Source organism: Silvibacterium bohemicum (assembly GCF_001006305.1).
Classification (GTDB): Bacteria; Acidobacteriota; Terriglobia; order Terriglobales; family Acidobacteriaceae; genus Silvibacterium; species Silvibacterium bohemicum.
This window is the reverse complement of sequence record NZ_LBHJ01000004.1, coordinates 453,001-476,468: the sequence shown is the minus strand read 5'-3', so window position 1 is coordinate 476,468 and position 23,468 is coordinate 453,001. Positions and strand designations below refer to the sequence as shown.

The 23,468-nt window shown below is 56.2% G+C and carries 17 protein-coding genes; 10 read left to right on the top strand and 7 right to left on the bottom strand.

Translation table 11 applies throughout. The features are described 5' to 3' along the window. The first annotated feature begins 237 nt into the window (after positions 1 to 237). Complete coding sequence (locus XX99_RS12645) at positions 238 to 3,495, top strand: TonB-dependent receptor (protein ID WP_231581313.1); 3,258 nt, start codon at positions 238 to 240, stop codon at positions 3,493 to 3,495. A 31-nt stretch (positions 3,496 to 3,526) separates the two neighbouring features. Next, complete coding sequence (locus XX99_RS12640; protein WP_050059747.1) at positions 3,527 to 4,345, top strand: glycerophosphodiester phosphodiesterase; 819 nt, start codon at positions 3,527 to 3,529, stop codon at positions 4,343 to 4,345. Positions 4,346 to 4,445: 100 nt separating this feature from the next. On the opposite strand, the gene XX99_RS27255 is transcribed toward XX99_RS12640, so the two are convergent. Together XX99_RS27255 and XX99_RS12635 are read right to left on the bottom strand one after the other, a co-directional pair. Continuing rightward, entirely contained in the window at positions 4,446 to 4,607 is a 162-nt protein-coding gene (locus tag XX99_RS27255; protein WP_156185963.1) for a hypothetical protein, read from the bottom strand. A gap of 517 nt (positions 4,608 to 5,124) precedes the next feature. Then, positions 5,125 to 5,349, bottom strand: coding sequence for a hypothetical protein (locus XX99_RS12635; RefSeq protein WP_050059746.1), 225 nt, complete (start codon positions 5,347 to 5,349; stop codon positions 5,125 to 5,127). A gap of 429 nt (positions 5,350 to 5,778) precedes the next feature. Here XX99_RS12635 and XX99_RS12630 point away from each other — a divergent pair, with 429 nt between their 5' ends. From XX99_RS12630 to XX99_RS12605, 6 genes are all read left to right on the top strand, one after another. Further along, a complete protein-coding gene (locus XX99_RS12630) occupies positions 5,779 to 6,936 on the top strand; it encodes a carboxypeptidase-like regulatory domain-containing protein (RefSeq protein ID WP_050059745.1) in 1,158 nt (385 codons plus the stop codon). A gap of 286 nt (positions 6,937 to 7,222) precedes the next feature. Further along, the gene (locus XX99_RS12625; RefSeq protein WP_231581312.1) at positions 7,223 to 8,479 is read left to right on the top strand and encodes an MFS transporter; all 1,257 of its coding nucleotides are present in this window, start codon (positions 7,223 to 7,225) and stop codon (positions 8,477 to 8,479) included. Positions 8,480 to 8,688: 209 nt separating this feature from the next. Beyond that, the gene (locus XX99_RS12620; RefSeq protein WP_156185994.1) at positions 8,689 to 9,255 is read left to right on the top strand and encodes a sigma-70 family RNA polymerase sigma factor; all 567 of its coding nucleotides are present in this window, start codon (positions 8,689 to 8,691) and stop codon (positions 9,253 to 9,255) included. Further along, positions 9,252 to 10,178: an anti-sigma factor gene (locus tag XX99_RS12615; RefSeq protein ID WP_050059743.1), complete on the top strand. Its 927-nt coding sequence runs from the start codon at positions 9,252 to 9,254 to the stop codon at positions 10,176 to 10,178. The genes XX99_RS12620 and XX99_RS12615 overlap by 4 nt, the downstream gene beginning before the upstream one ends. A gap of 379 nt (positions 10,179 to 10,557) precedes the next feature. Further along, on the top strand, positions 10,558 to 12,420 hold the full coding sequence (locus tag XX99_RS12610) for an FAD-dependent oxidoreductase (RefSeq protein ID WP_331386720.1): 1,863 nt from the start codon (positions 10,558 to 10,560) through the stop codon (positions 12,418 to 12,420). A 33-nt stretch (positions 12,421 to 12,453) separates the two neighbouring features. Further along, positions 12,454 to 13,329 carry an arylamine N-acetyltransferase family protein gene (locus XX99_RS12605; RefSeq protein WP_184084872.1) on the top strand — a complete coding sequence of 292 codons (876 nt, stop codon included), beginning with the start codon at positions 12,454 to 12,456 and terminating at the stop codon, positions 13,327 to 13,329. 87 nt (positions 13,330 to 13,416) lie between these two features. On the opposite strand, the gene XX99_RS12600 is transcribed toward XX99_RS12605, so the two are convergent. Beyond that, positions 13,417 to 15,198, bottom strand: a complete 1,782-nt coding sequence (locus XX99_RS12600) for an alpha-L-fucosidase (RefSeq protein WP_231581309.1) — start codon at positions 15,196 to 15,198, stop codon at positions 13,417 to 13,419. A gap of 252 nt (positions 15,199 to 15,450) precedes the next feature. Next, on the bottom strand, positions 15,451 to 16,509 hold the full coding sequence (locus tag XX99_RS12595; protein WP_231581307.1) for a LacI family DNA-binding transcriptional regulator: 1,059 nt from the start codon (positions 16,507 to 16,509) through the stop codon (positions 15,451 to 15,453). Between the two features lie 139 nt (positions 16,510 to 16,648). On the opposite strand from XX99_RS12595, the gene XX99_RS12590 reads away from it, so the two are divergent. After that, positions 16,649 to 17,035, top strand: a complete 387-nt coding sequence (locus XX99_RS12590) for an efflux RND transporter permease subunit (protein ID WP_050059738.1) — start codon at positions 16,649 to 16,651, stop codon at positions 17,033 to 17,035. A 189-nt stretch (positions 17,036 to 17,224) separates the two neighbouring features. On the opposite strand, the gene XX99_RS12585 is transcribed toward XX99_RS12590, so the two are convergent. Genes XX99_RS12585 through XX99_RS12575 form a run of 3 tightly spaced genes read right to left on the bottom strand, consistent with a single transcriptional unit; the run spans position 17,225 to position 22,984 of the window. Then, entirely contained in the window at positions 17,225 to 20,443 is a 3,219-nt protein-coding gene (locus XX99_RS12585; protein ID WP_050059737.1) for an error-prone DNA polymerase, read from the bottom strand. Then, positions 20,436 to 21,950, bottom strand: a complete 1,515-nt coding sequence (locus XX99_RS12580) for a DNA polymerase Y family protein (protein WP_050059736.1) — start codon at positions 21,948 to 21,950, stop codon at positions 20,436 to 20,438. Before XX99_RS12580 ends, XX99_RS12585 begins: the two co-directional genes overlap by 8 nt. Next, positions 21,947 to 22,984, bottom strand: coding sequence for a P-loop NTPase family protein (locus XX99_RS12575; RefSeq protein WP_050059735.1), 1,038 nt, complete (start codon positions 22,982 to 22,984; stop codon positions 21,947 to 21,949). The genes XX99_RS12580 and XX99_RS12575 overlap by 4 nt, the downstream gene beginning before the upstream one ends. Between XX99_RS12575 and XX99_RS27720 the strand changes: the two genes are divergently transcribed. Continuing rightward, complete coding sequence (locus XX99_RS27720; RefSeq protein WP_197081883.1) at positions 22,983 to 23,312, top strand: hypothetical protein; 330 nt, start codon at positions 22,983 to 22,985, stop codon at positions 23,310 to 23,312. The genes XX99_RS12575 and XX99_RS27720 overlap by 2 nt on opposite strands. Positions 23,313 to 23,468 lie beyond the last annotated feature (156 nt).

The following is a 23,468-nucleotide window of genomic DNA, read 5'->3' as shown; positions in this document are numbered from 1 at the left end:
TTATGTTTCACACATCGCAATTGAATCGCAGCGGGCCTGATGCCTGTCGGTGGCTCAGTCGCGGTCAGATTGCTTCCCGGTCTAACTCCGCTACAAACACACCTTCGAAATTCTGAGGTTCATATGAATTGCGTCTCGCTCGCCCCTTCAGTGACTGCCAGTGTGCCCTCCGGAAATATTCGCCGAACGGGCGGACGTCTTGGCCGCTCTGTCCTTCAGGCCATCTGCGGATGGGCCTTGCTTCTTTTTTTGGCTTTTCCCGCTGCTCTTCTTCACGCCCAGACCTTCTATGGATCGATGAACGGCGTGGTGAAAGATCCCAGCGGCGCCGTCGTGCCGGGCGTAGTCATCACGGTGCATGAGACCACCACCTCCACGGAATACAAAACCGTCACCAACAAGAGCGGCAGCTATCGCATCTCCTTCCTGAAGCCCGGCGGCTATACAGTCCGTTTCGAGAAGGAAGGTTTCGTCCAGTACGTTACCGACCCGCTCGACCTCGTTTTGAACCAGGACCTGGTCGTCGACGAGATGCTGAAGGTGGGAGCAACGGCCGAGGTCGTTACGGTTACCGATGCGGGAAGCGCTCTGAACGACACCAATCCGCAGGTGGGCGGTGAGCTCAGTACTCAGGAGCTGATCGATCTGCCCGAGGTTACGAATACTCACGGTGCGAATGAGTTCCTTATCACCAAGACCTTCGCGGGCGCAGGCAGCGCCACTGCGGACTACTCCAACGTGAACGACCTCACGCTGGGCGGCGGAAGATCGGACTCGAACCCGCTTATCATTGACGGCCTGCCCAGCAATATGGGCGTCGACGGAACCTACGGCTTTGTTCCTACTCCGGACTCCACCGAAGAGCTGCAGGTGCTCACTTCGCCCTTTTCGGCGCAGTACGGACAGAGCGGCGGCGGCGCCGTGCTCACCACCACCAAATCGGGCACCAACCGCTTCCACGGCAGCGCGTTCGAGTCCTACAGCTCGCAGGATCTTGTCGCGCTGAACTATTTCACCGCTCCCCACACGGTCGTCAACCCATCGTCATTCCATTATTTCGGCGGATCGGTCGGCGGCCCGGTCTGGATCCCCAAAGTTCTTGACGGCCGCGCACGCCGTCTCTATTTCTTTACGGACTGGGAAGACACCCTGAGCCATGCAACTTCGCCTTTCAACTCAGTCGTTCCGACGGCGGCAGAGTTAAGCGGAGACTTTTCCGGCACCTCACCTCTGGGTGGTCCAACAAGTGCGATCTATGACCCCCTGACGACTGCCATTGTCGGTGGAAAAGTTGTCCGGACACAATTTCCCGGCAACGTCATTCCCAAGTCGCGGATCGATCCCGTAGGCGCGAATATCGCCTCCTTTTTCCCGCAGGCGAACTGCAGCTTCAATAACGATAACTATTGCATCAATCCGACTGCGGACAGCAGCTATCTCTATAACACCGATCGCGTCGACTATAACTACTCCGACTACGACCACATCTGGGCGAAATTCTCTCGCGATGGTCCGACGAACCAGCCCACCGTTGAAATTCCAAACGCCGCCAACCCCTCGGCACTGGGCGGATGGGTTGACGACCACTATGAGACCTCGTGGAGCCATATCTTTTCCCCCCGGATTTCCAATGAGGCGCGCTTCGGCTACGTCTCGGAAGAAAACTTCAGCTCCCCGATTCCTGTGAACTCAAGCTCCATTGGACTCAAGGGAGTTCCGCTCACGCAGTTTCCTTCTGTCTCGACAACCGAATATGCCAGTTTCGGCGCAGGCTCTTTTGAAAGAACCCGCGATGGTCATTACATCCTGAATGATGCGCTTGCGCTGCAGTTTGGCCGCCACAACCTCTCTCTGGGCGGTGAATTCATGCGCTACGGCTACAGCTACTACGTTCCAGGCGTTCTTAGCGGTAAATACACCTTTACCGGAACCTTCACCACGGAAGGCGCACAATCCGGAATCGGCCTCGCCGATCTCCTGCTGGGCCTGCCCGCAACCACTTCGATTAGCACGACAAATACCGTCTTCCACGAAAACCTGAACTACTTCGCGGGCTACGCCCAGGACGATTATCGAATTACCGAAAAGCTCACCCTCAACATGGGAATTCGCTGGGAGTTCGACGGCCCCTACTCCGAAGAGCACAACAATATGTATACCTTTGACCCGTCCGTCATCGATCCCGCCACGAAGAAGCAAGGCGGAATCCTCTTCGCCGGCTTTAACGGGGCGCCTCACAGCCTGATCCCCAATGTCTATACCGGAATTCTGCCGCGCATAGGCTTCAACTACCACGCCTTTCGCAATACCGTTGTGCGTGGCGGCTACGGTATTTATGAACTACCAAGCATAGGCTTCGGCACGGCAGGCTTTACATCGACCTCAACGGTCAACGCAACCTTCCAAAGCTCCAACACCGTTACCCCTGCTTATGAGCTTTCGCAGGGAGTTCCTGCATATTCTCCCAATGTCGGCCCCAATGGCCAGCCACTGATTCCCACCAGCCTCACCAAGCCGACCTTCAGCCCCACGGAGCTGCCGCGGACGGCGATCCTTCCCTACCTGCAGGAGTGGCAGCTTGGCGTCCAGCAGGATTTTGGCCATGACTGGATTGCCGAGGTCGACTATGAAGGCAATCACGGCGTGCATCAGCCGATCGAGCTGCCCGTCAACCAGATTGCTCCATCCCCGGGCTGCTGCAACGGAGTGGCCAATGCGCAGAGCCTTCGCCCCTATCCTCAGTTCCTTACCGTAACTTCACTGGTCAACGGCGGCGCATCGGCCTACGCGGCCCTGCTGGCAACCCTGACCCATCGCTGGACCAACGGCATCTCGGTGCGCGCCGCTTATACCTGGGCTCACGGCCTGGACGATGTCGATGCTCCGAGGTATTCCAACGCCATTGGAGTCCAGAATGTCTACAACCTGCGTGCGGAGTGGGGAACGGCCATGACCGATATCCCCCAGCGTTTCTCGCTCTCCGCGGTCTATGAGCTTCCCGTGGGCTCAGGCGGCAGGTTCGTTGCGCACACCCCGGTGCTCTCGCAGGCCATTGCGCACTGGAAGGTCAGCACCGTAGCCCAATTCCAGAAAGGCTATCCTTACAACGTCTCGCAGGGAAATACGCTGGGCCTCTTCTCCGGAGCTCAGTACGCCACCAAGCTGGGCAATCCCGACATCGCGCGCGGATCGCGCACCATCGAAAACTGGTTCAACACGGCAGCCTTTGCGATCACTCCTCAAGACACGCTCGGCAATGCCCCGCGCGCCTCGCTCTACGGCCCCGGACAAAATGTATGGGACCTCAGCCTGATGCGGGACATCCCGATCCGGGAACGCGTCAGCTTCACCTTCCGCGCCGATGCGCATAACGCCTTCAATCATCCGCAATTTGACGGACTGGGAACCTCTCTGACCAATCTGGCAACCTTCGGTCACGTCACAGGCGCAGAGGATCCGCGCATGTTGCTCCTTGTCGGCCGTTTTCGCTTCTGAACCGCAGTATTCCAACCTACAAAAGGACAAAATGCGTAACTCAATCCTGCCGCTCCTCCTCTGTTCCACGCTCGCAACCGGCGTCTCTTTTGCGCAGACCGCCTGGACACCGTCGGAAGACGGAAAGAAGATCAAGGTCATCTCGCACCGCGGCGAGCACCTGCACCATCCTGAAAACACCATGCCCGCATTTCAGGCTGCGATCGATGCCGGGGCCGACTACTTCGAGCTGGACGTCCGGACCACCTCGGACCATAAGTTCGTCATCATGCACGACAGCACCCTGGACCGGACCACCAACGGCACCGGCGAAGTCTATAAGCACACCTTCGACGAGATCCGGGCACTCGATGCGGGAGCCAAGTTTTCGCCCGCTTTCGCAGGGACCAAGGTGCCGACGCTTGACGAGGCCTTCGATCTTGCCCACGGAAAGATCAACGTCTATGTCGACACGAAATATGCCGATCCCCAGCAGCTGGTCGACACCATCGTGAGCCATGACATGCAGGACCATGTCGTGATCTACGGAAATCCCTTCTTCCTTTACGATGTGCATAAGATCAACCCGGCGCTGAAGGTCATGCCCGAGGCTCTCAGCCCGGATATCTGCAAATTTCTCGTGCGTGGCATGCAGCCCCAGGTTCTGGCCTTCGACGCCAACGATTTCAAAGATGCGGTCATCGATTGTGCCAAGCAGGCGAATGCGAAAATCTACGTCGACAGGCTGGGCGATGCGGATAACGCCGAAACCTGGCAGAAAGCCATCGACGCCGGAGCGGACGGCATTCAGACCAATCTGCCTGCGGAGCTAGCCACCTATCTGCGTGCGCACAACATGGCCACTCACTAAGAAAGAGGCGGCTGCTCGGGAGCCTGTGCGGCTCCAGGGCAGACATATTTCTCCGTCTTGTTGATCGTTTGAACGAGAAAAGGGCGCGGTGCCAGCATCTTCAATCACTGGTTTCGCGCCCGTAGTTTTTTTTGACCGTCAAGCTATAGGTCGCGGTCAGGGAGTTGTTCCCCGATGTTCCGTTCACTGCGATCGAGTATGTTCCGCGGAGTTGAATTCCTGATCCGCCGCAGCCGATCACCACAGCTGCAGTCAGAAGCATCAGGGCTAGCGCCATACCGAGTCCGATGTACCGCCAGCTCTGGCGTCTTCTGCCCACAGCGTAAGCCCGAAGAGAGCTTCGGCTTCGAGAGACGCTAACGTGTGGTTCTGCGTGGCCTAACTTGCCGGCCGAGCTGGATACCTAGAAGTTGTCCTGTAATTTCGCTGTTATTGGTTATCTCGCTGGTAGGGTCTGGCGTTGGAGCGCTTCCATGCTCCGACCGAGACCGAAAAGATATCGATAAGGATGAGATTGCGTTTCGTTCCCGGCAATACGTTTAGTGGGATCTGAACAGGGTGATGATGCAGGGCCTGAGGATGGCCGATGCCCACATCACTTTAGGAACGGCGCTGAGGGAGTCGCGCGCCATTCCCAGATTGTTGAGACGAGCGGAGCGGGGAAACTCCGTTGCTTGGATGGCATTTCGGACTGCACCCAGGCTAGAGAAACAAAACTCGTGCGTCAGGCACTCTTTTTGCACACAACCCGAAGCCATCTGCCCGAGCCATCAAAAAAGCTATTTGGTAGCTTTTTTTTGCGCGGCCCATCTTCTCCGCTGAGCGTCGGCGATTCGCTTGCGCGCTTCCGGGCTGAGTATTCTCTTGACTCCCGATGTTTTGAGGCCGCCCGATGTTGTGCCCTTCGCCGTCCCATGACCATTGGTGCCCGCCAGTAAGGCGCGAGCCTGGGTCAAACGGGATATCTCCTCATCAATTGCTGCCAGTACCTGTGTGGTTTCCATACGCCTCCCATTAGTCACAACCATTTACGTCATTTCTTGCACACGGTTGTCTCGCCCCCTATCCTAACGGAATATGCATCGAATTTCGCGACAAAATCCCTTTTAAGTATTTTTAGGGAACCAAGTTGAGCTTCCTCAACTATGCTCAGCCTGGCCAGAACCTAGCTGGCGGAGGAGGAATGATCGGTCGCAACCTACCTTTGGACAGGCCAATTTTGACTACGGCGAAGAAATCATCCACTCATCTTCTGTCTGCAACCTCCGTCTAACCTATCGGTGGCTGTTGTGCTGGAAGGCTGATCCCGCCGACCTCTCAACTGATAGATCTCTGCAAACAAGTGGGTTCAGGTCTTGTGACAGCACCATTTCATGTACTGTTGGAGACTCTCTCTGCAGGCATCACTTGTGAAATGCTTGAAGGGACCGAGGGTGGAGCTGATCGCAATTGAAGCAAATCTGGTTCGCAAGTTGAACGGTCCTCGCCTCCGATTTCACAGGGGGATTCCGATCCTCATGTCATTGGCGATCTGCTGGCCGGCGACCTGCGCATGGCCGCAGCAGCAATCGGCATCTGGGCTAGATATGGCATCGGACGCATCTTTTTCAAGTGCACCCGAAGCCCGGCAAGCTCCTGCGCAACAAGCACCTAGCCAGTTTTCAGGCAGCGTTCACGGCACCGTAGTTGATCGAGAAGGAACGGTTTACGAGGGTGTCCGGGTACAGCTCGCGGACACAGTTTCACTTGGCCAGTCTCCGCGGGAGGCGACAACCGACAGCTACGGAAGCTTCGTTTTCACCGGTCTTCCTCCTGGCCCATTCGAGCTCACCATCTCGTCCAAAGGGTTTGCCACTCAGGTAATTTCCGGTTCCCTGAACCTTGGCCAAAGTTATGATGTACAGCCGGTGGTATTGCTGGTCGACACAGCTGTGAGCCAGGTGCGGGTAACGGCCTCGCAGCAGGAGATAGCACTGGCGCAGTTCAAACAAGAGGAAAAGCAGCGGGTCTTTGGCGTTATCCCAAACTATTTTGTTACTTATGCGCCCCATCCCGCTCCTCTTAGCACAAAGCAAAAATTCGATCTGGCCTGGAAGTCATCTATCGACCCGGTTACTTTCGTGGTAGCTGGAGCCTTCGCGGGAATCGAACAGGCCGCCGGCAGTTTCAGCGGATACGGGCAAGGCGCACCGGGCTATGCAAAACGGTTTGGCGCCGTTTACGCTGACAGCTTCATCAGTACGATGATGGGCGGGGCCATATTTCCGGCCCTCCTGAAGCAGGATCCTCGATATTTTTACAAAGGCACCGGATCTACTCGATCACGGGTGCTCTATGCCATCTCCATGTCGGTCATGTGTAAGGGCGACAATGGCCGGTGGCAGGTGAATTATTCTGGCATCATCGGCGGCCTTGCAGCGGGCGGCGTTTCGAACCTCTACTATCCGGCGAGCAATCGCGACGGTGCGGCCCTGACCTTCGAAAATGCACTTATCGGTGTTGCGGGCAGCGCGGTGCAAAATATCTTTCAGGAATTTTTTGTCCGCAAGCTCACTCCTAAAATTCCGAACTATGAATTGTCGAAGCCGTAAAGCGGCAGAAACTTGTTAGATCGGCCTGAGAAAAACCTCGGCCCGCATGAAAGAAAACAGGGGAGTGTTCGATTGACTCCTCAGCCACGGCGCGTTCCCGGCCGCTCCTGATGGCCCGATATGATCAATAGATCCCAGAGATCTGACCCGAGAGAAATTGCAACCGAATACGAACAGTTTCATCTGAAGCGTATCAACTGGATTCAGGCCTGCCACGTCAGATGCGTATTCATGCAACGTCTCGAGGATCTCAACAGTTGCGCATAGAAAGAGACGGCTTTGTACGGTGGCTTTGATCCCTTCGTTCTTTGCACGCACCTTTAGAGCTTTTCGCTATCGCGATTTCCGCATTATGTGGATGGGCGCGTGTGCTTCCACCATTGGCACCTTCGTGCAGCAATTTGCGCAGAGCTGGTTGGTATACGACCTCACGAAAGATCCGTTCTTTCTTGGCTTGGATCTTTTTTTAGGTCAGTTGCCGATCATGATGTTTTCGCTCTTTGGCGGAGTATTCGCAGATCGCATGGATCGGCGAAAGATGTTGCTCACCTCGCAGTACATACAGATGGCATGCGCCTTCCTGCTGGCACTGCTATTCGCGACCCACGTGGTGAAGGTCTGGCACATCCTCACACTTTCTTTTGTGGTGGGCTTAGGACAATCGTTTGGGGGGCCGGCTTATTCGGCACTCCTGCCCACATTGGTCGAACCTGTTGACTTGTCCAATGCGATCGTTATGAATTCCATCCAGTTCAATCTCGCGCGAATCATTGGCCCGACGATTGGAGGCTTGGCTTACACTGCGCTTGGTGCGACCTGGTGTTTCGCTCTCAATGGCGTCTCTTACATCGCGGTTATTGCGACCCTCCTTTTAATCCAAGTTAAATTCGTTCCACCAAAAACCCGGGAGCGAGTCATGACCAGCATGGGGGAGGGTATCCAGTTCATACGGCAACGCGCCGGGATGAGTTCTTTGATCGTGCTCGCATTTTGTACGACACTCTTTGGCTTTTCCTTGAACGGATTCTTACCGGTCTTTGTGCAGACCATCTTTCATCGGGGGCCTGAGACATACACGCTGTTATTGGTCTCATCCGGAGCCGGTTCGATATGTGGGGCGCTTGCTGTAGCGGCAATGGAAAAGACAAAAGGACAAAGACATCTGACGCTGCTGATCCTGATTGGGCTCGGCATCGTAACAGCCGTTTTTGCCCAATCGAAGTGGCTTCCGCTTTCATGCGTTCTGCTCTTCCTAGGCGGAGGAGCGATCATCGCTTCTGCTTCGCTGATGCTGTCCCTCGCGCAGCTCATCGCAACCGACGCGATACGCGGCCGTGTGATGAGCGTTTATAGCTTGGCTTTTCGTGCGGGAATTCCTCTCGGCAGTCTGGCACTCGGGAAGCTGATTCCTGTCTTCGGCATTTCAACTTCTCTCGCAGCTGCGGGAGTGGCGTTGGTAGCCGTTTCGGTATATTTCCTCTTTGCAACGCGAGACGTACTTAGCGCCACTCCATACGCCTCGATCGATGCCCGGATCGATTGAGTTATTGAAAATCGGCGTCCGCAGGCCAGCCGGGTTCAGCCTTCGGGGATTCATATCCCCCTTGACTTATCAATGCATCGTCGATCCTCGCTCAATCATCTCAAGTCAAGCCGCCCTCTTGGGGTTCATTGAGATATCCAGATTGACGGAGGTGTCCCTTAAACGGTGCCCTAGTACAAAATGATCGATCCGTAGAGAATGCAAGAATGATGTCTCAGGAAATCGCCGAATGCGACGAGGCCAGTGCTTTTGGGCTGGAGTATCTGGACGCGCTTTATGGCTATGCTCTGGTGCTGACGCGAAATCGCACAGAAGCAGAAGATCTGGTGCAGGAGACATATGTGCGTGCTTTGCAGGCGCGTGAGCGGCTTCGCAATGACAGCAATATCAAAGGCTGGTTTTTTGCTATCATGCGAAATCTTTGGCTGAATCAGCTGCGAAAGCGAAAGTCCAATCCCGCCCTCGTCGAGGTGGATGGCCAGGAGGGCGGAGCTGATTATTTGCCAGCCAATGACCGTAGCTCGCATGAGATTCTCATCGGTAAAGAGGATGCGCGGCAGGTCCAGATCGCCATTGGGCAGCTTTCTACCGAGTTTAGGGAAGTCATCATGCTGCGCGAGCTTGAGGAGTTGTCCTATCAGCAGATCGCTAGTATCTTAGACTGTCCGATAGGTACGGTAATGTCGCGGTTAGGACGAGCACGAGCAAAACTGCGTACCCTGTTAGCCCCGACGTGGGGTAAGCCCGTAGATTCTGGAAAGGCCGCCCGATCATGAAAGACCATCAAGATTATAAAAATACGATTCAGTTACTTGTCGATGATGAGATCAAAGGCCAAGAGCGCGAAGATCTGCTCAGTCATATCGAATCCTGCGCCGACTGTCGTGAGATATGGGAAGAGGAGAGGGCTCTTTCGCAGCGAATCAGGGCTTCCCGCCCGCAAACCCAGGTGCCGGCAGCTTTACGCGAGAGAATCGAAAAAGAGATCGCCGACTTTTCAAAGAGAGAGAGTAATTCTTACAGCATTGATTCGGCGAAGGCGTACAGTAAAAAGCCGTCCACTCCCACTTATTGGAAGCCGCTTGCGGCTGCTGCGGTGTTTTGCATCGTAGTCGGCGGGATGCTGTCTTTTTCTTACTGGCGACGCCAGGATCGCGCCATGAGATTTGTCGAGGCGGCAATGGCAGATCACAGTAAATCTGCAGATGACGCTTTTCTTGACGTGAGTTCCGACTCTCCTCAAGTCGTTTCTTCCTGGTTTTCTCAACGAGTCTCGTTCCCATTTCGAATGCCGAACGCAGGTATCGCCTCCGATGACCGGGCGAAATACAAACTGGTGGGCGGACGGCTCGTCAACTTCGGTGGCGAACGCGCAGCTCTCCTGGTATTTAAGGTGGGAAACAACCGAATCAGCCTGCTAGTGGCCTCCGATAAGCTCGCAAAAGCGAGTGGGGGGAAGGTCTCTCTTTCCGATGGACTAAGGTTTCATGCCAGAGACATCGACAATCTCCATATTGCTACATGGAATAACAAGGGATTAACTTATGCGCTCGTTTCATCCATGGTCATGGGAAACGGCAGCTCCTGTTCCAGGTGTCACAATGCTTCTCCGTCGGCGACCGCTCCAAGCAAAGATATGACGTCTTCGCTAACGGCGAAACGGGCAATTTTAGAATCATCATGGACGATCGCGCAGTAAAAAAACACGCATGCCGGTTTAGAGCGATGGTGATATCTCTGGTACTGAGAGAGCGATTGTCAGTTCGATTCGCCTGAGTTATCAATTTTTCGCATAGTAGCGGAAACTACTTTTCGCCTTCTACTCGCCTGAGTATCGAAGGCCATGCCCGGAATTGACTCACATCGAATCCTGAAACGGATATCCCCGCAAAGACCCCCTCAGTGAATGAGGCCGGAGATGCCTTGGTCGTCTCGAGAAATCGAGAATTCCGTTGGTCCTGCGAGGAATAATTCTGGCATCCGTGTGTTTTCCCAATAAGGTGAGCTACGGATTGGACAAGCGCTTTCGCTTTGAGCGCTAAAGCGGACTGGCGTCCAAAAATGCGCAGCAGTGTTAAGTGTCACAATTTCGTCCACCTACGCGTGCATATGTGGATTTAAAGATATCGAGGCTTTTCGTGATTCAGACGGATGTACTTATTATCGGGAGCGGTCCGGCAGGCTTGACTGCGGCCTTAGCGTTAAGCACTTACGGTATCAACAATCTCGTTGTTACAAAATATCGATGGCTTGCGGACACGCCTCGCGCGCACGTTACGAATCAACGTACAATCGAGGTCCTTCGCGATTTTGGCCTGGAAGCAGAAGCGCTTTCGCAGGCCACTCCCATGAAGGATTTGCCGTCCCTTGTATTTTGTTCTTCTTTGGCCGGCGAAGAATTCGGCCGGCTTCACGGCTTCGGTGCTCACCCATCACGCAGGTCAGAGTATGTTGCGACGAGTCCCTGTGAGCTTATGGATCTGCCGCAGAATCTTTTAGAGCCGATCCTGGTCAAAGCCGCGGCCGCTCGAGGGACAGACATACGCTTCGGGACAGAATACGTTTCTCATGTCCAGGATGAGAGTGGCGTAACGGCGACTGTTCGCGATCGTCTCAGCGGCGAGTCATACGAGATTCGAGCTCAATATCTTATTGGCGCGGATGGAGGGCGCAGTAAGGTAGCGGAAGACATTGCGCTGCCTATGGAAGGAACGATGGGCAATGCCGGCAGCTATAACATCGTTTTTCATGCTGATCTTACAAAATATGCGGCGCACCGGCCCGGACTACTTTATTTCATCCTGCAAAGTGGCCTCGAGAAAGATGGATTAGGTATCGGGCTTATCCGGCTGGTCCGTCGCTGGTATGAATGGATGCTGGTGAGTGGATACGATCTGAATGGCCCTGCTCCTGACCTCTCCGAGGCGGAAGCGATCCGCTTAGTTCGCAAGATGGTGGGCGACCCTGAGTTAGCGGTGAAGATCACATCGACATCGTTATGGACCGTCAATAATCAATACGCCACTTCGTATCGGGATCGCCGGGTATTTTGCATGGGGGATGCTGTGCATCGGCATCCGCCGAATAATGGTCTGGGGTCGAATACCTCAATGCAGGACGCCTACAATCTGTCCTGGAAGCTTGCTTTCCTGATTCAAGGGAAGTCAGGCGCTGGACTATTGGACAGCTATAGCGCGGAACGCGCGCCAGTCGGCAAGCAAGTGGTGCTGCGTGCCAACAAGAGCATCGAGTCGTATCTGCCGGTGTTTGAAACCATCGGACTTCTCGCTCCAGGGAACGCAGCCCAGAAACAAAGTGCAATCGACGCGCGCAAAGCCGCGACCTCAGACGGGCTTGCACAGCGTGAACAAATTCGCGTGGCAGTTGCGAATAAGACACATGAATATAACGCCCATGGCGTCGAGATGGGACAGTTCTACAGCTCTTCCGCGGTGGTTTCAGACGGAGTGCCTGTTCCTCAATATGAGGACGATCCTGAACTCTACTTCCACCCTACAACTTCTCCTGGCGCGCGTCTGCCGCACGTATGGCTGCAGCGCGATGGAAAGGCTGTATCGACATTGGACATCGCTGGAAAGGGACGTTTTTCTATTTTCACGGGCATCGACGGCAGGTTTTGGGCGAAGGCTGCTGAAGAATCCAGCAACGTGCTTGGCTTTGCGATCACCGTCTGCATAATCGGCCCCGGTCAGGAGATCACCGATCTCTACGGAGATTGGGCTCTGGCAAGAGAGATGGAAGAAGGTGGCTGCCTGCTGGTTCGTCCGGATGGATTCGTCGCCTGGCGAGCGCAGAAACCCGCGTCAAACGTAAATGAGGCACAGAGATTGCTTCTGCAGGCGCTGCGGCAGACACTTAGCTTGCAAGTTGAATCTGAGCAGGACGCCACATCCGCCCGCAGTCTAGAGGTTTTTGCGTAAGTGGGCTTGGACCACGCGACAATTAACGCATACTTGAAGCGCATCGGCGCGGAAAGGCCAGATCGTGCCGATGCTGCCGCATTGCGATATCTCCAGGAGCGGCATGTACTTTCCGTGCCATTTGATAATCTCGCTTTCCATCTGAACGAATCTGTCCCGCACTCTGTGGAGGCGGTCGAGAAGATTGTGTACAGGAGACGCGGAGGTTCTTGTTTCGAGAACAACACCGCATTTGCTCTTCTACTCCAGGAACTCGGCTTTCACGTCGCACTGGTTTACGGTCGAAACTATAGAGATCAAATGCTCTGCGAGCAAATAGGCCACGTTGCGCTCTGGGTGCAGGAGCAAACCTCGCCGTTGTCCGAGCCCGCAGCAGGCCGGCAAGCATTGTGTTGGAAAAGCCAAGAGGCATGGCTCGTCGATGTTGGACACGGCAGCAATAGTAGAACGCCCTTGCGTTTTGATCTGCGGACGCCTCAGGCCGACGCCCATGGAAGCTACCTGTTGTCCGACGCGCCTGAAGGGGATATCGATGTCTTGGTAAACGATAGCCCTATCTATCGCCTCGAGATCAGGCCTCGAGACGCCGAGTTTGGTATACCCAGTGTGTGGTGGCATCGCACCGCGCCGGAATCTCCATTCGCCACTCGCCTGATGTGTGTTCTGCCTCGAGAAAGAGGACGTGCCACGCTTTTCGGTAATTTGCTGATCCTGCAAGAAGATGGTCGCACGACTAAGAAGCGGCTGAATACCGAATCGGATTTGCGCGAGGCTTATCTATCCTGCTTCGGTATGGAATTCGATCGGTTGCCGTCGTTACAAATCTCGCCGGGAGTGGAAGCTAAACAAGTCACCCAACCGATTGAGGTTCGAGTCTCTCGGGATCGATTTGGTTTTCCTAACGACTAAGTTCAACGCAATGTGGGCCACGCGGGACGCCCAGTTGATTCCCTCGACCTGATGTCGCGAAATCGCACCGCCCTCGATCTTAGTTGCTCACGCAAGAGATAGTTTTATTGCGGCAGCATGGTTATTCGCCGAGTGGAATTGAGGGGGAAGCTGCACGCGCAAGCCTTGGGGTGTTTGACGCCACTTGATTTTGGCATCGGTTCCCAAGACTGAAACGTTCGCGACCTTCGGTGCATTTGTTCCGGATGCTGTCCCCAACGAACTAACTACGACCTCTTCCGTCGGCCAACCTAAAATGAGGGCATATAAATTGGTCTTTGCCTTGTTTTGCGTGAAGCGAATATCTTTAGGTCCGAGCTTCGCGATGCTATTGCCCTGGAAGGAGCCGCTGGTTATCGTATCCGGGCCCTCGCCATAAATTGTCCATGGTCTCGTTGCATAGATTGCTTCGCCGTTGATTCTGATCCAGGCACCGATCTGATCGAGAACAGCCATTTCCTTGCTGTCGATGGTACCGTCAGGCTTTCCGGGGACGTTCAAGATGAAAGTGCCATTCTTACTGACCGTGTCGATCATCCAGTGCAGGGCGTCGCGCGGAGACAGATAGCCGCCGTATTCGCCGGGCTTGTCGTAGAGCGCACGGTTGTAATGCCAGTCTCCGATACAGGTCTCTGACTGCCAGGCGTAAGGCATGATCTGGTTGGTCAGGCCCCGTTCGTAATCCGCAACTACGGACTTGGCGAGGCGATCGGGAACCTCTTTGATGTTCACCACGGCCTCCATCTTCCCGCCGCGGGTTTTCAGGTTATGGTTGTAAAAATAAGCGCCGATATTCATGCCGCCCCATCCGAGCGGGAGGAGCGAATTGTCAAAGTAAAGTAAATCGGGATCGTGCTGATCGATCAGGTCGCGGGTGCGATCGTAGAAGTTCTTCACGAATGAAGCGTCAGGGAGAGCCTCGAACGGATGCTTGGGAGCATAGAGCTGTTGCGGGTCATAGCCCTGCCACCATTCTCCCTGCCCTTGCGTCACGGTCTTGTTCCCATCATAGGGAACTCCCGGGGCTGCTCCCGATGCATCGTCTGCGCCGTGCGCGGTTTGAAACCACCACCAGTTCCGGGCCTGATGCACGGTAACGCCGAAGCGAAGATCCTGCTTCCGTGCCGCCGCCGCCCAGGCGCCTATGACGTCGCGATGCGGCCCGATGTTGGCTGAGTTCCAGGGATGAAATTTCGAATTCCAAGCATCGAGTCCATCGTGATGATTGGCCAGCGCGAGGAACAGTCGCGCACCTGCATCTTTGTAGCGTTGGATCAAGGCATCCGGCTCCCAATTCAGAAGGGTCCACTGCGGACACAGGTCCTTGTAGCCGAAGCGTGAAGGTGGGCCATAGTGCTGGGATTGGTAACGGTATTCTCGCGAGTTCTGCGTGTACATATTGCGTGCATACCAGTCGCCGGCTTCCGGCACGCACTGTGGGCTCCAATGGGCCCAGATCCCGAACTTCGCATCGCGATACCATTCCGGCGCGTCATACTGCGAGAGAGAATCCCATGTTGCCTGATAGGGACCCTCCCCCGCGAGGCCGGAAATGGGAGCATCCATAGGGACGCCGTCCCAGGAATCTCCTGGAGTGGGAAGGCTAGGCGGTTTGCCCCACGCGGACGGCTTCCATGTTTTTTCATCGAGTCTTACAGGGACGATCTTGCCGTCAGCTACGACGTAAAACACACGCTTTTCAGGCGGGGTAGCGCAGAAATCTGCATAGTCCTGACTGAGTGTGTGAAAGCCTTGCGGCATGGTCTGTGCCGATGCGACATTCCATCCCAGAGCGGGCGCTATCTTGGCCGCTGCTCCAACGGCAACCAATTTGCAAAAGTCTCTCCGCTGCACGAATCCCCCTTGAGAACACTTCGGCAGCGCAAAGCGACACAGTGGCCGTCACCGCTGTCGAGCCACGCTCGTCCCTCGCAACTATAGGCAATCGATTGAAGCGGTGTCAACGATACAGTTATCGTTAATTAAAGGAGCTTTATGAAATGCAGCTTGTTGCAGGCCAGCGCGCGGATGCTGACGTGTTTTACCAGTTGACTCCATCTTTCCTTTGCCTGAATTGGCCTCTCAGCGGGATTTCGCATTCTTGCTGACAGGCGTCTTGCGTCGATTCGCTTTGCCAGGCGTGGTCCTCTCGGTCGATAGACGCGCGACCAGAGACGGGTCGAGGATGATACTCATCGGCTGCGGGGGAGTCTTCGCCCCTATGGCGTTGAGCAGGATATTGGCAGTACGCTCGCCGATCATCGAGGTGTGCTGATCAACGCTGGATAGCGGAACGCGGAGAGAGGTGTTGTAGTGCAAATTTCCGCAGCCGATCACCGCGATGTCTTCGGGGATGCGTAAGCCGGCGTCTAGAATGGCCTGCATGGCGCCAATGGCCAAGGGGTCGTTATAGGCAAATACGCCATCGGGGCGGCGCTTACGGTCGAGCAAAAGGCGCATGGCCTCAGATCCCTGTCGAATGCTGTCCGTGTCGACACTCGATCTGGAAACGACCAGATCCGCGATGAAGGGCCGTTCACGATTTGCCAGGGCTCGCTTATAGCCTTCGAACCTGCGCGTTCCCGTGCTGTTATCCCGGCCCCGGATATGGGCCACGGTTCGGCACCCGACATCGATCAGGTGCTCTGTTGCGATCTGGCCTGCCACCTCGTCGTTCACACCGACAAAGTTAGCTGAAATTCCAGGAATCTCGCGGTCAATGAGAACATAGGGCACTGTCCCGCGAGTCAGACGCTCAAAGGCAGCTGTCGCTTGGCCGCATGAGGCCACGACCAGTGCATCCAACTGGCGTGCCATCAACTGCTGAATCTCGCGGCCCTCAAGCTCTGGATTTTCTTCAGAAGAAGAAATGATGAGCGAGTATCCACGCTTTGCGAGAACCTGCGAAAGAGCCTTCGCAATTTCGGCAAAAAACGGGTGCAGGAGATCGGGCACGATGATGCCTATCAAATAGCTGCGGCCGGTCACCAGGCTGCGCGCCATTAGATTAGGCTCGTAGTTCAACTCTTTGACACGTTTCAACACTCTTTCGCGAGTGTCCTCGGCAATATCGGGGTGATTGCGAAGTACCTTGGAGATAGTGACAATGGACAGCCCAAGATCCTTGGCAATATCCTTCATGCGAACAGTCATACATCGCACTATACAGCGGAAGGAAGCCAGCAGAATAGAAGGAGAAGTGCACCGCATTGCGGGTGCATGGAAGAGCCAGCCCTGATCCCGATCTGATGGTTGCACATAGTCAAACGTGGTGAACGTCATGAGTAAGGTCGCCGGCGTGAAAGACCTTTGCCTCTTCCGCATCATCGGTCAGCCCAACCTCACCTTCACAGTTGACCGCAAGGCCGCCGCGCGCTGGGGCATCAATGTCGCCGATATTCAAGATGCGCTTCAGACCGCGGTCGAAGGCGCGGTACTCCGGCTGCGACCCATCATGATGACCGTGCTGGTGGCTACATTAGGACTCTTGCCGGCCGCAATGTCCCACGGTATCGGCTCCGATTCGCAGCGTCCCTTTGCTATCGTGATCGTTGGAGGTCTCATCTCCGACCTCGTGATGAGCATCTTCTTACTCCCAACGCTCTATGTCTGGATCGCACGCGACAATGATGTTCTGCCCATGCCGGAGATGGAGTTTGAAAACTAGCGCGGTCCCATGGCCCTTCGTCATCGGACTATGCCACGTCGTGACATCGCGGATAGGAATTTGGGGGAGCGTATCTCCGGCGTCATCGCCCGCGTACTCAGTCTCCAAGGAGAAGAATAGCTATGACCAACTGGGTTCAGGTGTTCACGGCGAGGCTTCGCAAGCCAACGTTTGATCTAGTCAGGTTTGCTAATGAAAATCATGCGAGTAGACTTCGAGTGCCTGATCGGAGAGCGAATATAGCCGCCACGCCTTGACATGAATCACCGAGTCCTGGTTCTGCAGCTGTCCTTCTACCAGCAGAAATTTGCTGCGTGTTACCAGCAGACGGTCTTGGTCATACAAATCGGGCGTGACGATTACGTTGGCGATACCGGTTTCGTCTTCCATCGAGATAAAGATGAATCCCTTGGCTGTTCCAGGGCGCTGTCTTGCGACAACGCAGCCTGCCGTACGGATAAACTCTCCATCTTTACGGTGCACCAGCTCCTTTGCTGACAGAATGCCCTGACGGCTGAGCTCGGGACGGCGATAGTGCATGGGGTGTTTGCCTGTGGTCAAGCCGGTGCCCGCGTAGTCGGCCACCAGGCGTTCTTCCGTGCTCATCTGGCGTAGGGGAAGTGTTTTGCTGTCATCCTTCAGCCATTCGCTTTGCTGCCGGAGCAAGGGGCCTTCCACTTTTCCTGCGCGCTCCACCTGCCACAGAGCATCGCGGCGATGTGCAACTCCATCAATCTTGTTCAGCGCTCCAATGCGGGCGAGCAGCACGAGATCTTTTCTATCCAGCGCGGGAACGCGCAGCGCGAGATCTTCCCCCGAGCGAAATGGGCCGCCTAGGGTGCGCGATTGAACGAGAGCTTCGGCATCCTGCCTGCGCAACCGCCTGACATAACGAAGGCCCATGCGCAGCGATAATGATCCGTCGGCTTCATGCTCGACGGTGCATGGCCATTCGGAAACCTGCGCATCAATCGGTTTCACTTTCAAGCCATGCCGTTGAGCATCTTTCACCAGCACAGCGGGCGAGTAGAAGCCCATGGGCTGGTTATTCAGGATGGCGCAGGTGAAGGCAGCGAGATATTTCACCTTAAAGTAGGCCGACGTATAAGCAATGCGCGCAAACGAAGCGGCATGGGATTCGGGAAATCCATAGAGCGCGAAAGAGCTGATGTTTTGTACGATCGTGTCCTGCGTTTTGGCATCGAGTCCATTCGCCGTCATGCCCGCGCGCAATTTGCCTTCAAGATCTTTCATTCGCTCCCAGCTGCGCCGCATGCCCACGGCACGGCGCAGTTGATCTGCCTCCGCGCCAGAGAAATTCGCCACCGTCATGGCCATGCGCAAAAGCTGCTCCTGAAAGAGCGGCACGCCGAGTGTGCGCTCTAACACGGTCACTAAAGAAGGGTGCGGATACGTGACTTCTTCCTTTCTCTGCCTGCGTCGCATGTAAGGGTGCATCATCTGCCCGACAATCGGGCCGGGACGGATAATCGCGACCTGCACCACCAGGTCATAAAATTTCTCCGGATGATTGCGCGGCAATGAAGCCATCTGCGCGCGGCTTTCCACCTGGAACATGCCGATGGTGTCGGCGCGCTGCAGCGTTCGATAGACCTCATCATCTTCGGGTAATTGCGCTGGATCGGCGGTCTGCCCATAGTGCTGTGGGATCAGCTGCGTGCAGTCGTGAATGACTGCCATCATGCCGAGGCCGAGCAGATCCACCTTGATGATGCCGAGATCGGCGCAGTCTTCCTTATCCCACTGCACGACGGTGCGGCCGGGCATGGAAGCCCGCTCCAGCGGAACAACCTGATTGAGCTGGCCCTGACAGATCACCATGCCGCCCGAATGCTGCCCAAGATGACGCGGCAGATCTTGAATGCGCATGGAGAGCTCGAGATACTTGGCCATGCGCGGATGGTTGATATCGAAACCGGCATCGCGAAAAGAATGGGCCATGGTTTCGCCTTTGCCGCGCCACTCCCATTGGCCGGTAAGGCTCGTCAATCGCGACAACGTCTCTTCATCGAAGCCAAGCGCCTTGCCGGTTTCGCGCGCAGCCGATTTACCGCGGTAGGTGATGACATTGGCTGTCATCGCGGCGCCGAGCTCGCCGTAACGCCGATAAACGTATTGAATCGCCTGCTCGCGTTTCTCCTCCGATGGCAGGTCGAGATCGATGTCGGGCCATTCGCCGCGGCTCTCGCTGAGAAAACGCTCGAAGAGCAGATTCATGCCGACGGGATCGATGATGGTGATCTCGAGTGCATAGCAGACCGCGGAGTTGGCAGCGCTGCCGCGGCCCTGGATGAGAATGCCGTTGCTCTTGCAGTATTTGACGATGTCCCAGACGATGAGAAAATATCCGGCAAAGCCCAGCTTCGCAATCAGCGTCAGCTCACGATCCACCTGCTTCTTGGCTCGCTCCATTAAATCGGGATCGTTCTTCGGTCCGTAGCGGAGCCGGACGCCTTCATCGACGCGGTTGCGTAAAAAGCTGTCCATGGTCTCACCGTCGGGCACTGGATAACGCGGAAACTCATAACCCAAGTCGTTCAGCTCGAAGGGAAGGCGGGAAGACAGCTCGGCCGTATTTTCGACTGCTCCGGGAATATCGCGGAAGAGAGCCGCCATCTCTCGCGCGTGGCGCAGATGGCGCTGGCTGTTGAGTGTGAGCAGGCGACCGGCCTCGTCCAGTGTTGTATGGTGGCGGATTGCGGTGAAGAGATCCAGAACTTCGCGGTCGTATGTAGTTGCATAGCGAACGCCATTCGTAGCCAGCACAGGCAGCTTGAGGGATGTCGCAATGCGGATCGCAGCCTGATTGCGCCACTCCTCTTCGCGCTCGCGATGGCGCTGCAGCTCGACGTAAACATTCCTGCGCCCGAAGATGCGTATCAGCTTCTCGACCGTCTCACGTCCAGCCTCTTCTCCACCGCGTATAAGAGCTGCAGCGAGCGGTCCTTCATCACCGCCGGTGAGGCACACCACCCCGGCCGCGTGTTGATGAAGATCCTCGATGGACGCTGCGCCTTCGCTCTTTGTCTTCTCGCGCATCTTGAACTTCGTAATGAGTTGGCAGAGGTTCTGGTAGCCTTCCCTCGATTCGCAGAGCAGCGGCAGGCGCACAGGCTCCGCCTGATGCTGGTGCGGCAGCCATGCAGGAGGAGCGAGACGCGAGCCGAAGCTGGAGACAGCAATCTCCGCACCAACATGCGCGCGGATCTTGTTCATCTGCGCGCTGTGATGAAAGCGCGCAGAGCCATAAAAGCCGTTGCGGTCGAGCAGGGCCATCGCCGGCATCTCCAACTCGCCGGCTCGCTCGATAAGCTGTTCCGGCTGCGAGGCTCCTTCAAGAAAACTGAATGCGCTGGCGGCGTGGAGCTCTACATAGCGGTCAGTCATAGAGCGCCGTCATCTTCCAGCAGTTGGCCATCTGATCTCTCACGATGCAGCAGCGCAACAGCGCACTATCCTGTGCGCGCGCCTCGATATCCCATTGCTCCACGCCCCACAATGTTGGGTTCCACCAGTCACCGCTGGCAATCCATGGACCGTATGCCCGGTTCACAACATATGATTTATCCCTGAAAACGAAAGCTTTCGGATGTCTCCCCTGAACCGTAACAAGAATGTTCTCCAGCGGACGCAGCCTGCGCGTTGCAGACTGTAGAGTGCTCGGGGAATGCACCGATGGAGAGTCAGAGGGAAGAGTAAAAGGCTCGATGCGAAATGCTTCGGGCCGATGCGTGTCCTGAAGCACCGCGCGGCCTACATTTTCTTCGCCGACTATGGCGCGAATGCGCGCCAGGGTCACGTCGAGCCGCGCCGGCTCCGGCAGCTGCGGCGAGAACAATCCCAGCTGCACCTTGCTGGTGCTGCCCGGCTCCGCTGTCAGCGTAAGAGCCAGGATCGCAGCCAGTAGTGGATGCGCTTCGAGATCGAGATGGAGCAACTTGATCCAGAGCTGCTTGTCGTTGGCTGGCAGCGCGGGACGAACCGTGCGCGTGTGCACAGCACCGCCTTCCAGCATCAAAGTAATGCTGACCGAGGCCAGCGCCAGCACGCGTGATTTCGCACGCAAAATGAGTTGATCGAGCATCACGCTCACAACGAAGAGCAGAGCGTCGAGCAATTCCACCGGGGATTCCAGCTCCATGTGCTCTTCGAGCGTGAAAGCCGGCTCGACCGGCTGGAACAGGTGCGGCATTTCTCCACGCGCCAGCTGGCGCAAACGTCTACCCTGCTGACCCATGCGGGAGATAAGTTCTTTTTCTGGCAGCGCAGCCAGCATGCCCAGTGTGCGGATTCCCCATGCGGAAAAGGTCTCCGCCTGCTCGTCGGTAAGATTTAGGATGGCTAGCGGCAGCGGTGCGAGCGCCGCGCTTTCCTCACCTGCGGGAACGATCTGAACTGCGGACCGCAGCGATAGCCCACGAGCGAGTGCGACAGCTGTTTCGAAATTGCTGCTCATGGCCACGCAAGCGGCTACGCCCAGCGAGCGGACACGGGTAAGCAGATTGCGCGCCAGCGATTCGGGCTTACCGAACAGGCTCTCCGTCCCGGCAATGTCGAGGCCACAGAGAAATGCGCCGTCTTCGTTCCTGTCTTCCACGCGCGGTGAAAATGCGCCCGCGCATTCCAGCAGCACGGTCTTCACCGCTGCTTCTTCTTTCTCTGATCGCGCCAGCATGCTCACCGCAGAGAAAGTATCGACTTCCACCTTGGTCATGCCACGCGTCAACCCCAGGCTGCGCGCTCTCCTGTTGAGCGAGCAGACATGCTGCAAGGGCGGCTCGCCTTCCATCACCACACATGGCTTCTCGCGCAGCTCCGGCCGCAAACGAAGCAGCGCCTGCGCGGGAAACTCCTTGGCATAAAGGCAGGCATAAAGCTCATTACGTCCACTCATCTGGGACCTGCCCACGTTGTCCGGCTTTGCCAATCCGCCGTGCTTACGCTTTGCGGCGGCTTGCGCAGCGAGACGACATTGCTCGGCTCCTGCGTAAACCGGCGCCGCACCACTTCGATGCGGTGCCTGATTCCAGTAAAAACGGTGGCTTCCTCACCGCGCGCGTCGCCAGGTTGAAGGCGCAGCAGCAGCTCTCCGCTGCTCTTGGCACAGGAATGTTGCGTGAGCAGCAGAATGCTGGCCTGGGTTCGCTCGGCGGCCGCACGATAGCGAAACCATGTTGCGAGCGGCACGCGCAAGGCATGCTCCGGGGCGATGCCACCCATATCCAGAACGATGGCGCTGAAACCGCCGGCCTGTAAGAGCAGGTCAGTCACGCGGAGCGCCTGCTCGATGCGCGACCATGGCCTGGCAGGCGAAAGCGGCTTCTGGTTTCGCTGCACTACAGGCTTCATATTCGGCTCGAACACTTCCTTCTGCCGCCGAACACGGCGCTGCGGCTCTGCGCACCGAGGCGCAAGGGACTCGGGTTGCAGCAGGCCCCCGACTGCATCGGAGAGTCCTTTGACCTCATTGCGCGGATGCAATCCGAAGCCGCCACCGTGCAGCCCTTTTTTGGCAGCAGGAGCGACGAGATATGTCTTCGGCAGCGAGAATCCAGGCTGTTCTGGCGTTAATGGCTGAAGCGGTGGCTGCACTCCACACCGCACCCAGAGAAGCCGGCACAGATCCACACCGGCGGCCGCTGCCGATTCAGGATCGAGCGCATCGGAGACGTCGATCCAGGCACAGACCTTGCCGGCCTGCGTCATGCCGGCGAGAAAAGACAGAGCCAAGGAAACGCGCCCGGAGCACTCCGAACCAACCACTTCGGTAATGGCTCCGAGCGGCAGGCCACCCTCGAGCAGTGCATCGATCGCCGGAATGCCCGTAGCTGCAACCGGCCGAATCGTTCGAGGCGCCGGCGTGAGCGCGGAGGGTATCCGGTGGGCAAGGGCGGCTTCGATTTGCAGGCGAACTGTGGCGGCAGGCATGGTTTCTTCGCCTTATGTTCGCTTTCGAAGCTCTAGCCTGTCAATCCATCTTTGCTACAATTTCAGGGCAAAGCGTTCCGATCTATCTGAAAATAAGCGCGCAATTTTGCTCAGAAAATTTACCCGACAGATTATGACCGCCAGTGTAAACAGGTTGCTAGTAGAGGTCGGATTACTGCTCTATGAGGCTATAACGCCGCTTGGTAAACCTGCTACGGAAAGTCGATCGATGCACCCTGAGACGTCTGAATCCGAGGCGTTGCTCCTCGGCTTTGGCGGATTTGATATGCCAACCTTGCAAGATGATTGCGAACATCGGGTGGAATAGGTGTGTGCCAGAAACGTAAACGTATGGTTTGCCCATATTGACTTGCCGGTGTTTGATCCCGCGAAGAAATGGTTTTAGTTAACTTATCTCGTCGAAAAGCCTAGTTTGCTGCTTGTATCTGTCCTTGGGGCTTGTCCAATCTCGAACAATTTCGCT